Source organism: Bacteroides sp. Phil13 (assembly GCF_001940965.1).
In the GTDB taxonomy this organism is placed as follows: domain Bacteria; phylum Bacteroidota; class Bacteroidia; order Bacteroidales; family Bacteroidaceae; genus Bacteroides; species Bacteroides intestinalis.
The window spans coordinates 23,452-38,810 of sequence record NZ_MSHA01000001.1 but is presented as its reverse complement, the minus strand read 5'-3'; the positions used below and the strand labels follow the sequence as shown (position 1 = coordinate 38,810).

The window sequence follows — 15,359 nt, the reverse complement described above, 5'->3', positions numbered from 1 at the left end:
ACAATTCCACAATCACACTAATTATCAACCACTCAATAAGGTCTAATTAGTTCACCTTTTAAAAGAATATATAGAGGATATTAAGTATATTTGTAGAATCTAAAAAAATATATATGAAAGCTATATCTATACTCTATTTATTATGCATGTGTTTATACCTTCCATGCCATGGGCAAGAAGGAAAAATATTCACAGTCGATAGAGAATTATCAAGCAGCATGCTCAATAAAATCTATCAGGATCGTGACGGAATCATCTGGATTGCAACAGAAGATGGTCTGAATCGATACGATGGAGCAAAATTTACAGTTTATAGAAATGAAAAAGATAATCCTAATTCCTTATTAAGTGACTATGTACGTACACTGTTCGAAGACAGTCAAGGTCACCTTTTTATAGGTTCTCTAAACGGGCTGCAAATATACGACCGCGCAACCGATAGTTTTACAACAATCCCAATGTACCTCTCCAGTGGAGTCCCAATAGCCCCTAATGTAGGAGTTATACTTGAACAAAATAACGGAGAAATATTAATAGGAACTTCCGGTCACAGTATATTTTTACTGAAAACACAAGGAGATAGTATAAAAGCACAACAAATAGACCAATTTATAGCCAGTAACCTGATTACATATGCATATCGGGATAAAAAAGGAAATCTATGGATAGCAACAGGCGATAATGGAATATTCCGTCTCGATAACAACAATCAATTCAAACACTACTCCGGCGAAAAAAGCATAGCTTGGAATACAGTTTCCAACATGTGCGAAGATAAACAAGGAAATCTTTATATGGGTAGCTTAAAGAAAGGACTATTCAGATATAATGATAAAATCGATACATTTGTACCAATTACATACACTCCTAATCCCAACTTACCTATCAAAATCCTATACCCTGAGGAGGAGAATCAAATTCTTATTGGTACAGATGGTTCGGGAATGAAAGTTTATGACATCCAAGAACAAAAGATTAAAGAAGCCAATTTTAATATCACAACATTTGACCTTACAAAAGCAAAGATACATTCTATTCTGAAAGACAAAATGGGAAATATATGGTTAGGGTTCTTTCAGAAAGGAGTTATGATTATACCTGCCATAACCAACGAGTTCAAGTATCTAGGTTACAAATCTTCCAGACACAATGTGATTGGTTCCAACTGCGTCATGTCTGTACACAAAGACCATACAGGAACTCTTTGGGTAGGAACTGATAATGACGGAATTTATGCAGTGACTCCAGATAAAACACCCAAAGTGCATTTTTCACCTACTGACAATACTCATTCCGTTCCTGCCACCATTATGAGCATTTTCGAAGATTCCAACCACAATATGTGGATAGGTTCTTATCTGAATGGTATGGCCAAATTAGATACAAAAACCGGTCGTTGCGAGTATCTGAAGTTAGTGGACGAGACATCCAATCTGATGGAAAATGTATATTGTTTTGCAGAAGATAACAATAAAACTTTATGGATAGGCACTATGGGTGGAGGATTATATCAGATGAATATAAATACAAAGGAAATAGTCCGTTGTCCAACTACAACTGCCAGTAATACCGATTGGGCCAAAGTAAATATGTTACATAACTCATGGATAAATTGCCTGTTACATACCGCCGAAGACAAACTGTACATAGGTACTTACGATGGTTTAGGTTGTCTGGATATAAAAACAATGGATTTCGTTTCTCCTATGAAAAACAGAAGAATATTATATGGCGATGTAATCTATGCCTTGCATGAAGGTAAAGATGGTAATATCTGGATAGGAACATCCAAAGGATTAAAACGACTAAACCCACGAACCATTGAAGTGCAAGAATATACAACAAAAGATGGTTTACCCAGCAATTATATCTGCGCAATCAAAGAGGATACGAACGGCTATCTTTGGATCAGTACGAATTATGGAATCAGCCGATTCAATCCTCAAAACCAAAGTTTCATTAATTTTTATGCAAGTGACGGATTACAAAGTAACGAGTTTAGTAAAGGAGCCGCTTTTGCCGACAAACAAGGTGAACTTATCTTTGGAGGTACGAATGGAATCACTTATTTTAATCCCACAGAAATAACCACGCCCGATAAGAAACCGGAAATTCGGATTACAGACTTCTATATCCATGATAAAAAGGTTAAAAAAGGCATGAAGTCAGGGAATAGGGATATAGTCAACACTGCAGTCATGGATGCCGACCACTTTCAACTATCATATAAAGATAATTCTTTCAGCATTGAATTTTCAGCTATGGAGTTCTTTAGTCCGGAACGAATTACTTATACATATAGCATTAACAATTCCAATTGGATTAGCTTACAACAGGGAATTAATCGGGTTTCATTCAGCAATTTAAATCCGGATACCTATACATTCCAGGTAAAAGCAAAAGACAATGATTCTTATTCAAACATCAAAGAATTTAGTATCACAATCCATCCCGCATGGTACGCCTCCGGATGGGCTAAATTTACATATGGAATACTGCTGATAGTTATTATTTATGGTATAGTCATTCAAATACGCCATCGTTACCGTGCTCGTCAGGAGATATTGGAACATATCCACGCAGAACAGATCAATGAGGCCAAACTACAATTCTTTATTAATATTTCCCATGAAATACGCACTCCAATGTCTCTCATCATAAGCCCATTGCAGAAGTTAATCGCTACTGATAAAGATAACGAGCGGCAGAAAAACTATCATACCATTTATCGAAATGCGGAACGTATACTTCGCTTGGTCAATCAGTTGATGGATATTCGCAAAATAGATAAGGGGCAAATGTCTCTGAAATTCCAGGAAGTGGATATCGTAGGATTTATCCGTGATTTGTACTATACCTTCGAATATCAAGCAAATGCCAGGCATATCACGTTGAGCTTCCAACCGGAAACTGAAAAGTTAAAAGCATGGATTGATCCGAAAAATTTCGATAAAATTATCCTGAATATAATTTCCAATGCATTCAAGTTTACGCCGGAGAACGGAGAAATCAATATATATTTGCGTATAGGTGAGGATATTAACGCTTCTCAATCTCTAAAACACTATTTTGAAATAATAGTGGAAGACAGTGGCATTGGCATTAACCCGGAAGAAATGGGACGGATTTTTGAGCGTTTCTATCAAATCCGTAATAGCCATAATAATTCGAATGTAGGTACCGGTATAGGATTACATCTAAGCCGTTCGCTAGTAGAATTACACCATGGCACCATAAAGGCTGAAAACAATGAAAACAGACCAGGATCCCGGTTTATCATACGGCTACCTTTGGGCAAAGAACATCTGAATGTAGAAGAAATCGATGACAATCCGGCTGGGAATAATACTCCCGTACATATCACGACTGCTCTGCCTATCCCTTCATCACCTGTTGATGAAGAAGATGAAAAAATACGTTCCAAAACTAAATGTCACGTTCTAGTAGTAGAAGATGATGAAGAAATACGCAAATATATCTGTCGTGAATTAGCCAGCGATTTCCACATGCATGAGTGTGCAAATGGAAAAGAAGCTCTCACTCTTATCCTAAAAAAGGAGCCGGATTTGATTATCAGTGATATTATGATGCCTGAAATGGATGGGTTGACACTTTGCAAAAAAATAAAGCAGAATGTAACCATTAACCATATACCAATTATCCTCTTGACAGCTAAATCAAGAGAAGAAGATAATCTGGAAGGTTTAAACATGGGAGCAGATGCGTATATAGTGAAACCATTCAGTATCGAAATATTGAGAAAAACGGCAATCAATCTTATTAAGAGTAGGGAAATACTACGTAACAGTTTCAGTGGCAGTCAGATGCAGGAACAGAAGTTGAAGAAACTAAAAGTCCAATCACCTGATGACAGACTGCTTGATAAAGTGATGAAAGTGATTAATGACAATCTAGGTAATCCTGACTTGAATGTTGAAATGATAGCAACTGAAGTAGGTATCAGTCGTGTACATTTGCACCGTAAGCTAAAAGAGCTGACTAACCAGTCAACCCGCGACTTAATACGCAATGTTCGCTTGAAACAGGCTGCATCACTATTGGCAAACCAATATCATAACATTACTGAAGTTGCTACTCTTACAGGTTTTACTAATATTGCATATTTTTCTACCGCTTTTAAAGAATTATACGGAGTTCCGCCAACAACCTATATGGAGGAGCAGCAAAAGTCTTCTTCTGACGAGATTAAGCAATAGAACTAAACACAGAACAAAAAGAAAACCAGCTAATACATATTAGCTGGTTTTCTCTATAATATTAATATTATGCTTATACTACTTGACATCTTCTATTCATCAAGCTACTTGATAATCCGGAAATTGCCACTGACATGCAACATAGACATCATATATACCATACCGCTGTAATAACGAAATTTGCCCGTAGGCAATGGTTCATTCCACAATTTCTGTATGCATTCTTTCGCCAGATTCTTGTCATTCAAAGCAAAAGCTCCTACAGCATTTGCACCGATCATACCTGTTGAATAATTGCCGGCAGGTGCTGAACCATCTACATTGAAATATTCGTGCGTAAAATTATCTTGCTCGAAAAAGTTAAACAATCGACTCATCATCTCTGCCTGGTTAGCAGCATCTTTTCCAAACCAATAATAATCCATACCGACATTCATGGCACAGCGAAGAGCATCAAACTGATATCTTCTTGTATCATATCCCCAATTCTTAGGTTTCCAAGGAGTGCCATCGAATGCAGAATAATCAGGAAACAACCCCGTCTTTTTATGCGATGCATCAGCCAGCAAGCGACGGGCTGCATCAGGTGTCTGCTTCCAGAATTCCTTATTAGTGTCAGACCACAAAGCCCAAAGTTCAAAGAAAGCAGGCAGATTATAGGAAGGATCCGTATAGTTATAATAGACCTTTTCCGGTACAAATGTAACGAGTTTACTCTCAGTATTGAACAGGTTATAAACGCCTTGGGAACCATCTTTAGACATAACATCTTTCAATATTTTCTGAGCCTCCTGATTATAGTCGTATGCCCCGTCATTCCCCCAACGGTGAGAAGCAAAGAATAAAGAAGTTATAAAATAAATTTCACCATCAGAAGCGCAACTTGGCTCCTTACCTATTTTAACACCACGAGGCGTACAGTGCCAGGCATAATATCCCGACCATTTGCCCGAAGTATACAGCATATATTTCTTGGCCCACCGCCATAACTTATCGAATTCAGCCTGCTTATCCAACTGTACACATATCATCATTCCATAGGACATTCCTTCTGTACGTACATCCTGATTCCCTGTATCATAAATATAGGCAGTATTGTCATCACTCTCATAGTAAACCTTTGTTTTCTCATTCACAAAGAAGTGATTCCAGATTTGCTCCATTTTCTGGTCGGTTTGTTGCTGAGAAATACCTAAATACTCATTAAACAAATTCCGATAGTTATCAGTATAGTAAGCTCCAGCAGGAACCGGGTCCCCACTACTGTCTTCCTGAACAGGATGAGCCTGAACTCCAAGTGAACAAAAACCGGAAAGTATCAGGCTGATACTAACCGCAAATAAAGTTGTAAGTTTCATCATTTCAAGGTTTTGTTACAATTAATAGACTACTAATATCATTACATACTACGTTCCAGCGAATAGTCTTCTCCCGGCTGAGTAACAATGTCATATTCGTAAGTACGATAAAGGACCGGCACCTGAGGATTTATCAGTTTGGAAACTACCGGTTCTTTTATAACTGCCGATGCATAAAGAGGATTCGGGCAAGCACCGTCTGCCACTTTCACTCCTTTTCCCTTTAAAGGAACATAAGAACGGATACGCAGTACCCCACCCAAGCGAGAATGTATCTTCGCCTTTTTCAGTTGAACGCCATCCCATTCCATATCTACCACAAAACCACCACGGGCAACAAGGCCTTTCACACTTCCTTTTTTCCATGCTTCAGGCAGTGCAGGCAATAAGTGTACTGCACCATCATGGCTTTGCAACAACATCTCTGCAACTCCTGCCGTATAACCAAAGTTTCCATCGATTTGGAAAGGTGGATGGGCATCAAATAAATTAGGATAAGTACGTCCCTCAGGATATTCTTTCTGAACCTTATCACTAGGCAAAAGATGGAGCATATTCTGTATAATCTTATAAGCATGATTGCCATCCAGCATGCGTGCCCAGAAATTAATCTTCCACCCGATACTCCAACCGGTAGCCATATCTCCACGCTGTATCAAAGTATTCCGTGCAGCCTGGAATAATTCCGGATTTGTAATTGGAGAAATCTGATTACTAGGATACAAACCATATAAGTGTGAAATATGCCGATGGTCATCCAACGGATTGTCAGCATCAATCAACCACTCTTGCAATTGATTATGTTTGCCAATCTGCATGGGTGGCAACTTGTCCAACATGGCCTGCAAAGAATCTTCATACAGTTTATCACCACCCAGAATACGGCTTGCCAGAAGTGTACTGTAAAGGGCATCAAAAGCAATCTGATTATCCATTGTACAACCTGCCGTAATCGTTGTTTGTGAACCCCGGTAGCCATGTTCCGGAGACATGGAAGGTACTGTAACCATCCACTTATACTTCGGATGTTCCACTAAATGACTTAAATAAAAATCAGCAGTTCCTTTCAATATCGGATAATACTTCTTTAGAAACTCTTTATCACCGGTAAATAAATAGTGTTGCCACAGATGTTGTGCCACCCAAGCACCTCCATTAGGCCACATACCGAAACTTGCAGCATCCACCGGTCCGCAGGCACGCCATATATCCGTATTATGATGTGCCACCCAACCTTTAGCATCATAAAGAACTTTAGCAGTTTCACTACCTGTAACTGCCAAGTCAGTCACCATATCAAAGAGAGGTTCATGCGTCTCACTCAGATTGGTTACTTCAGCAGGCCAATAATTCATCTCCGCATTGATATTAATCGTATATTTACTGTCCCAAGGAGCATACAGACTATGATTCCATATACCTTGAAGATTGGCAGGCTGACCACCGGGTTGCGAAGAAGAAATCAGCAGATAACGACCATATTGGAACATCAAAGCTGCCATCGCCATATCATTCCCTTCTATAAAACGTTGCACACGGACAGGTGTCTCCAAAGCAGAAACTCCGGTACTTTCCAAAGTCAGGGCCACACGGTCATATTGCTTGCGATAAGAGGAGATATGACTCTTCAAAGCCTGTTCGTAAGGAATGCGGGTGGCTTTCTGCAAATAAGTAGCTGCACGTTTTGACTCGTTCGCACTGACATCATGATAATTCACAAAATTGGTAGCCGCCGATATGTACAAAGTAGCTTCGGTAGCCCCATTTACAGCAAGTGCGCTTTCTTCCTTACTCACTTTACCATCCGTTTTCACCTGCACCTGGCATTCGGCACGCATAGCGGCAGGGATTCCTTCATGTTCAGCTCCCTGACAGGAGATAATCAGTTTGCCACCCTTTACTTGTACATCTGATTTCAGCGGACTGCTGTATGACACGGCAAAATTCAAGGCCTTTGCCTTATCCGCCTGAATGCGTACAATAATCACATCATCACTCAAAGAAGCAAACGCCGTACGGACAAACTTCACTCCATCCACTTCATAACGTGTTGTAGCAGTAGCATTCTCCAGATTCAGGTCCCTGTAATATTCAGAAGGATTCTCATGCCCTGGGAAATTCAAGAAAAGACTCCCCATCGTCAAGTAACGCATACCATGCTGAGGCGTCATATAATTCTCATCAATGAGCTTCTGAGCCTCCAAGGTTTTGCCTTCAAAAATAAGTCGACGTATTTCAGGCAATACCTGCAATCCTTTAGGATTATTATTATTATAAGGTCCACCAGCCCAGAACGTCTCTTCATTGAGTTGCAATTCTTCACGGGCAGTTCCGCCAAACACCATAGCCCCCAAACGGGAATTACCTAATGGCAAAGCTTCCAGCCAGTCTTGTGCCGGACGATTATACCACAACTTCATATTCTGAGCAGACGTCCAATCTCCATATCCTAAAATGGAAAGCATCTTAGCAGCATAGCGTACTCCCAACATCCGGTATCCCTCGGCTGTAAAATGAAGATTATCGAATGCAGCCGGACAACCGGCAGAGGATATCACGTGTGCAGTAGGAATCACCTGTGGCAGACTGTCGATGATTGTATTCATGCTGGCACAGATTCCATTCTGATCCGCATGTACCACCTCACCCGCCAGCAAAGGCACATCAGCGGCAGATAATCCCAAATCTTTCAAAAGATTATCATACACTCCTTTTACTTTTGAGGGCCAGTCTTTATCATTCGTATTCGACTCTCCCTGATGCAGCAGAATACCTTTAATTACTCCATCCTTTTGAGCAAGCTTTGCCATCTCAACCAAACGTGCATAAGGATTGCCACCGTATTCTTTTACCATATTCTTCAGCCAATCCGGAGAAGTTTCTACGTATGACTGATAATTATCCTTATCAAACAGTTCTATTTTGCAACCACCTACGGCAACATTGATAATCCCTACCTGTACATTGGATGGCAGGTTAGCCACCATAGCCCGTCCAAAATAATCACCCGGAGTCAGGCCCGTATAGCAACGTGCCAAAGGAGGAACCGCCTTATACCAATTCCCTTTGGTCCTCCCCAAATTAGGACAATCTACAGCCGCTAATACCTGAAAACGACTGTCAACCGCCACTGTATCCTGTTCTTCTACCTTTGCATTTCCTTCCATGTTCGATTGTCCCAAACACAGATAGATATGGAAGTTCGCGTCCTGCGCAAATGCCGTCATGCCTAAAAGAAGCAAGCATGTAAATACAAATGTTCTCATAATCTGTCTATTATTGTTTGTTATATTATTCCTTACCAAATATCCGGGTTACGAAAGGCAAACACTGATAAAGAGCCGAGTGCCAATATTCCCAATCATGTCCTCCATCGCGCACCCTGAACTGGCAAGGTACACCGGCGTTACGCATAGCCTGATAGAACTCTATATTACGATCAAGCAGGAAATCATCATCCCCACAATCTACAAACCAGGCAACACTACGCAAATCAGCCTTGCGATCCTCGTCAGCCTCCATCACATATTTCACACAGCTATTTTCTATAACACTACGGGTAAGTATCGCAATTTTCGAATTCGGATCATCAGCAGGTACCGCTCCCTGTTCAGGAATAGACATCAGGGCACTCATCGCATAGACTGCACAGAACATATCACTATGGCGCTGACCATAATTAGTAGCTCCGCCACCACCCATCGACAATCCGGCAATGGCACGATGCTGTCTATCGCCTATCACCCTGTATTTTTTCTCTATATAAGGCAAGAATTCCGTATAAAAGAAAGTCTCATATTTCCAACCCGGCATATCAAAATATCCGTTCCACTCCAAATGGATATTTCCACCGGCATTCGGAGTAACAATAATCATTTCGCACGCTTCCCCACTGGCTACAAGCCGATCCATCACATCTTTTACATGCCCCCGTTCGGCCCAGACAGGATTGGTTTCCCACATACCATGCAAAAGATATAGGACCGGATATTTTTTCTCTTTATTCTGTTCAAAACTCTTTGGCAAAAAAACAGTATAGGCACGCTTTGAATTCAGTACTTTACTAAAAAGAGTGTCCGTAACTACTTTACTCTGAAAATTCCAAGGTGCATTTTGTGCATAACCGGACAGTGTATACATCATTACAGCCAACCATACAATTATCTTCTTCATCATATCTTTTATTTAAAGTTTATCAGACCATTCATATATATCTGCAAAAATAAGGCATGAATCCGATCACTGATTTGCAATTTTAGACATTTGAATATCAATATTAGATAAATATAACAGATTTGTATTCCTGCACACTCTTCACAGAGGATGCAGGAAAGATATTATAAAATGCACAAATTATATCGAACTCTCGGAAAGATGAGAGTTGATATGTCTTTTTAATTTGCTAAGGAGACATTAGCTATCACAATAGGTTTTCCACCTGTTGACCAAAAGCCTGCAATATAAAGATGCGAAGGATCAATCTTTCCTCCGTTCTTATCTTTCATATTTTTCAACTCCACTACAATCTTACGCGAAGATCCGAAATCATACGCAGCAGGCTCACTCCAATAATTGTTTTTATCAAACAGACGGAACGAAACACTACTTTCATTATCGTTACCCAGTTCTACGGTCACAGTCTTATATCCCGACAAATCAAGTCCATTGTCATATTGCCACCCTCCGAAACCATACTGCCCCGTCACCAGTAAGCGGGTGTTCTCGTCGAATGTGCCTTTCTCCCATATAGAAGGATTGAAGACATCTGCCGTCAGTGAGAAAGGAGAAATTACCGTAACCAGTAAAGTCAGTTGCTTACTGACTCCGGCAGCCGATTGATACGTAACGGTTACCGTAGCTTCACCGGGTGCCACAGCTACTAATTTGGCTGCCTGTTCTACTTTCAGCACGTTTGTATCCGAGCTGTTGACAGTCGCTTCCGCAGTCACCATCCGTACCGTTCCATCAGAATAAACAGCTTTCACTTTGAGATAATTCGTACCACCCATTTGCAGACGAAGTTCTCCCTCTTGTCCCATCAACTCCAGTTTTTCCAGTTCCCCATTTACTACTATCCCTTCAGCATATTCTTTGAACCAATGGTACATCGCCCACGGACAGGCCTCGGGATCATTGAGGAAAGTGTAATTGCCCGGTTCACCCGGCACATCTTTAAACGCCGCCAGTTCGTGTGACCTCGTTGTAAAGAACAACCAGGAAACATTGCCTGAATTATCAGCTATATATTTGAAGTTGGCACCAAAGCCTTCACCACCTGCCGTTCCTGTAATACTTTTACCCCAAGTGGCATCATATTTCTTCGGAGCCCAGTCTATTTCAGTCACCATGATAGGAGCGAAAGCCGCCACAGGGCCTACTTGCGCATCCCAACCACGCTGAAAAGCTTCATAACCTCCTCCTGTGGAAGAGCCGATTCCTTCACCGCTGTCTTCCTCGGCATCGCTACCATACCAACCGGGATAGCAGTGAACGGCAAAGCCTATGTTCTCCCCTTCGATACGGTGAATGGCATATCCGGCGTAAGATGACTGATAAGACAATCCCGGCACCCAAACAATGTTGCGGCAGTTGGCACGTATTTTATCTACTATAGCCTGAAAGTAGAGTTGGAGATTCTTGAAATGACCGTCACCGCTACTGCCGTATGTTCCGTCAGTACCTTTTATTCTGACAGGTTCATTGGCAAGCTCGAACATGACATCCATATTATTTTTCAGCTTAGGATGTTGCGAAACAATATCCCACACTTTAAGCAAAAACTGCTGATAACTGTCTCCTATTTCTATACCTTGATAGGGAGCATCAGCGGGACAGACTCCGGGCGGACGCATCACCACATACATTCCTTTGGAAATAAAGTATTCTGCCATCGGCACAAACAACTCTTCAAGATACTTCCGAAAGCGGGTTTCAGAGAACCGTTCATGTCCTTCATATCTCACGGACTGCATGGAGGGGTCATCACTCCAATACGGATCAAGGTGCATCCGCACGAAATTGAACTTCCATCCGGCAGCCACAATTCCGTCTACCATACTCTTATTATACTTGAGGCATGCCTGCACGTCATAGTTACCCCAGGCATTGTTATTGAAGAAAGGGCTGTAAGTCTGCGTAAAACCATGCAGATTGACTATCTCTCCCTTTTCATTTTTAAGGTAGCGCCCGGCTACATTCAGGACTGGCAACTTGGCTTCAGCAGGAGGCTCGGGTTCCGGGTCCGGATTCGGTTCGACAGGTTGTTCCGGTTCCTGCTTTTCCGGCTGCTCAGGAATAGTCTCGTCCGAGCAAGCCGCTAAAGACACTCCTAAGAGCAATGTCAATAAATAAATTATTTTTCTCATATTGTTCTTCATTGTTTTAAGGACTTGAAAGTTGTAAGCTAAAGCAAGAGAGTGATAACAATCTACATTCTTTACAAATGATACAAACGAAGGATACAGTCGTATATCGAACCTAATTCAGTCGTATACTGAATGCCATTCACTCGTATACTGAATAGGGTTCAGTTGTATACTGAATGCAGCATATCCTATAAGCATTGATATTCAAGATATTACGAAGCATCCTCATCCTTTTGATAAATTACAACAAATATTCCAAATTACACCATTATCTGCTGACGTTACATACTAAATGGAAAGCCCCAACAGACCTGTTTATTATAATATCACCAATAGCGAACAAAACTATAGGTATAAATATCATCTCCTGTAGTAGTTCCTTCATATAGTTTATAGCCTTTTATATCACCATGATAATCAACTAACGGAGAACCATTATAATCCATTTCGTAAGTTCCTTTCGTTTCTCCTTTCGGAATAGTGATTGATGCATTGCCGTCATACTTTCCCCCATCATTGTATGCTTCGTATGGGATTCTGCAGCTTATATCTTTTTTTACGGGATAAGTTGTGGTGGCAGTAAAGACAGGATGATTCTTATAAGATTCTCTCACAGCAATCATTATATGATTATTACCTGCCTCTTGTATAATTTTGATAGATAAGATTTTATTAGATTCTGGTTGTTGCCACACAATATCCCCACTTCTTTCTTTTGAAGAAATATTATTTTGCATATATACATACACCGCAAACATACCATTATACATAGTAGCTTTATGTGCAATACTATCTATCCAAACAGGTTTAGTTAAAACCTGAGGTATAATTGGTTCAATACTGTTATTATCACCCCTATGAAACGAAACTATGGCAGGCATTACTTTTTCCCAATTACCCTTACAATCATATTGGTAGTAAGCTGACAACGCTCCGCCATAAATTTCAAATGAATATTCATCTAAATTCGCAGCCCTTGTAGCAACCATATCTTCTGCCCTACCAGTATCAAAAGGAATTTCATCACTACAACCACACCAAATGACCAAACTCAAAATAAATAATATGTTTTTCATTGTTATTCGATTTTTATTGAAATAATAAAGGCAGCGGTTTCACATCATGCCCCGCTGCCTTTTCTCATAAGACTCTATTATTTTCCAGCCAATCCATCAGCAAAACCTGCATAGGTATGCTTACGACTGTAGTTGGAATCCCAAAGACCTACGGGTTCACCACCACGCCAGCCCGAATCACTGGGAGCATCGGTGGCACACCATTGAGTGATACCATACTGTTGGGCAGGAGGAATAATCTCGAAGTACTTCTTCACGATGAACTTATAGTATTCTGCCATCGCTTTATGCTGAGCTTCGGTCATATTCTCTGTCTTAACACTGGTATTATTCTCATCTATATAACCCATATCAAGTTCTGATATCTTTACCAGTTTACCACTTTCCGCCAATATCTCAAACATCTTCACTACATGGTCTTCCTTACTCTTCTGAGTAGCAGCATTAGCATAACAACTTACATGCATCTGTGTACCGATACCATCAATCTTCGTCACACCATCAGCTTCCCACTTCTCAATCCAGTGTACCAAACTCTTGACTTTTTTGTTATCATCCCAGTCTGACTCCAGATTGTAGTCATTGACAAAGAGCTTCAAAGGAGCAGTACCACCGTTTTCTGCATAATGCTTGCGAGCGGCAGCCACAACAATGCGTACATAATCCACATTACCTAAATAGTCTTGCCAGTAGAAATTGTTCTTGGCATCTTCGGGAGAAACGTTACTGGCTGATTGTAAGGTATAGAAACCTTCATCGTTACCAACACCGGAAATAGCTTCGTTCACTACATCCCATGCAGTTACATAACCACCGGTAGCTTTCATCATACCTTCTACCCAGTTGTTCATAGCCCAAGTAAGAGTGTCTTTCTTTTCTTCGGGAGTGAGAGGAATAGAATTGCCCTTAGTTACTATTTGCAACTTGATATTATCAAAATAATATTTGTTAGCAGGCGCATTAGGCACACCTACATCAAGATTCCATGCAAAAGTCTGCATGTTTTCAGTAGGAGAAAGAGTTGTATTTATTGTTATAGTTTTTTCAAAATGTTGCCATTCTGTAGTAAAATCAACAGCACATCCGCCATCATAATGAATATAAGCACCTGGAGCAGCATGAGTCTGAGATTCTGACTTGTTAGGTACATCTGCACGATAGTCAAAAGAAATATGTACTACTTCCTTATCTACCAATGGGCGGTCAGCATAGAGAAAGAACTGAGTATCCCAACTATTTACACCACCACCTGCTGACGTTATTACAAAAGCACGACTACCATCTTTACCTACACCATCAACGATATCGCAAGCACCATTAGTTCCACCCACATGAGTAGAAACAAAATTAGTAGTTTCACTACCTTCTGCATCACCATTGGCAATTATGTCGGTAAAGATTTCCATAACCGGAGCCTCAGAATGAGTAATCTTAACATACTTAATTTGAATAGTTCCCACAAAAAGACCGGATTGTGTCATTACATGACCCCCATCTGCTACCGCTTTGAATGAAAACTCATACTCTTTCCATTCTGTGTTGAAAGAAAAAGAACCTTCTGCTCTACCACTCCAAGGTCCTACACCAAAATTCAGCTTTCCCTCTGCAGAGCCTCTTACCATCATCTTCAATTTATATTCTTTGCCAATCTCAATAGGAAGATTATCTGCTGTATGATACTGTATAAAATGGTTTTGAGAAGCCGCAACAGAAGTCTTGATTTCCAAGCAACCTTCAGTATCATTTTTACCTATAGTCGTAGTCTCTTTTACTTCTTCATTTACTTCGTTCCAAAAACTATAGCCCGCAGTAGAATAGTCTATTTCATAATCGACTTTATCCACTTTCGCATCTGGATCTACATCCATCTCCTTATCTTTAATCAACGAATTCAAAAACTTGTTATTCTGCTGCGCATGCCAAGCCAATGTATGACCATAAATAGTAAGTCCCCCTGCTTTAGCTGCAGAAACAAAGTTCTCCACAGTTCCAAAGTTCATCTCACCATTCTCATTCACACACGAAGCATATTTCATGGCATTACCAGCAGTCATTTCAACAAAATTGCTATTAGCCAACTGAGTTACTTGTCCTCCGGCAATATAGTCATTTGCAGCCAGTGCAATACCCAACTTAAAGTCGGGATTGGCACTGCTGTTTACATAACTTTTCAAGACATCATAGTCGTTGAGGTATTCCATACCTGCAATGGAAGCAGGCTTCTCAACTTCGAATGCCAACGGTTTGTCGTCCACACACGAAGCGGTAACGACAGCCATTAAAAGCATTGTTCCTAAGATATTTTTCGTATATTTCATATAAATACTTTTTTAAATAAGAAAT

General features: G+C 40.5%; 7 protein-coding genes. 1 reads left to right on the top strand and 6 read right to left on the bottom strand.

All coding sequences use genetic code 11. From position 1 onward, the window contains the following. The first annotated feature begins 113 nt into the window (after positions 1-113). Complete coding sequence (locus BWI44_RS00085) at positions 114-4,217, top strand: hybrid sensor histidine kinase/response regulator transcription factor (protein ID WP_353744905.1); 4,104 nt, start codon at positions 114-116, stop codon at positions 4,215-4,217. Positions 4,218-4,321: 104 nt separating this feature from the next. Here BWI44_RS00085 and BWI44_RS00080 read toward each other — a convergent pair whose 3' ends face one another. The 6 genes from BWI44_RS00080 to BWI44_RS00055 form a co-directional block, all read right to left on the bottom strand. Then, the gene (locus tag BWI44_RS00080; protein ID WP_286810176.1) at positions 4,322-5,578 is read right to left on the bottom strand and encodes a family 8 glycosyl hydrolase; all 1,257 of its coding nucleotides are present in this window, start codon (positions 5,576-5,578) and stop codon (positions 4,322-4,324) included. A 38-nt stretch (positions 5,579-5,616) separates the two neighbouring features. Beyond that, a complete protein-coding gene (locus BWI44_RS00075) occupies positions 5,617-8,841 on the bottom strand; it encodes a glycosyl hydrolase family 95 catalytic domain-containing protein (RefSeq protein ID WP_286810174.1) in 3,225 nt (1,074 codons plus the stop codon). A gap of 25 nt (positions 8,842-8,866) precedes the next feature. Next, positions 8,867-9,748 carry an alpha/beta hydrolase gene (locus BWI44_RS00070; RefSeq protein ID WP_044155377.1) on the bottom strand — a complete coding sequence of 294 codons (882 nt, stop codon included), beginning with the start codon at positions 9,746-9,748 and terminating at the stop codon, positions 8,867-8,869. A 221-nt stretch (positions 9,749-9,969) separates the two neighbouring features. Next, positions 9,970-11,940, bottom strand: coding sequence for a cellulase family glycosylhydrolase (locus BWI44_RS00065; RefSeq protein WP_270461053.1), 1,971 nt, complete (start codon positions 11,938-11,940; stop codon positions 9,970-9,972). Positions 11,941-12,266: 326 nt separating this feature from the next. Further along, on the bottom strand, positions 12,267-13,016 hold the full coding sequence (locus BWI44_RS00060; RefSeq protein WP_044533504.1) for a hypothetical protein: 750 nt from the start codon (positions 13,014-13,016) through the stop codon (positions 12,267-12,269). Positions 13,017-13,093: 77 nt separating this feature from the next. Further along, entirely contained in the window at positions 13,094-15,334 is a 2,241-nt protein-coding gene (locus BWI44_RS00055; protein WP_007666414.1) for an endo-1,4-beta-xylanase, read from the bottom strand. Positions 15,335-15,359: the final 25 nt, after the last annotated feature.

What these genes read in the sequence shown, in the direction of transcription:
- BWI44_RS00085 (WP_353744905.1), top strand. Translation starts at nt 114, where the DNA reads ATGAAAGCTATATCTATACTCTATTTATTATGCATGTGTTTATACCTT.
- BWI44_RS00080 (WP_286810176.1), bottom strand. Translation starts at nt 5,578, where the DNA reads ATGATGAAACTTACAACTTTATTTGCGGTTAGTATCAGCCTGATACTT.
- BWI44_RS00075 (WP_286810174.1), bottom strand. Translation starts at nt 8,841, where the DNA reads ATGAGAACATTTGTATTTACATGCTTGCTTCTTTTAGGCATGACGGCA.
- BWI44_RS00070 (WP_044155377.1), bottom strand. Translation starts at nt 9,748, where the DNA reads ATGAAGAAGATAATTGTATGGTTGGCTGTAATGATGTATACACTGTCC.
- BWI44_RS00065 (WP_270461053.1), bottom strand. Translation starts at nt 11,940, where the DNA reads ATGAGAAAAATAATTTATTTATTGACATTGCTCTTAGGAGTGTCTTTA.
- BWI44_RS00060 (WP_044533504.1), bottom strand. Translation starts at nt 13,016, where the DNA reads ATGAAAAACATATTATTTATTTTGAGTTTGGTCATTTGGTGTGGTTGT.
- BWI44_RS00055 (WP_007666414.1), bottom strand. Translation starts at nt 15,334, where the DNA reads ATGAAATATACGAAAAATATCTTAGGAACAATGCTTTTAATGGCTGTC.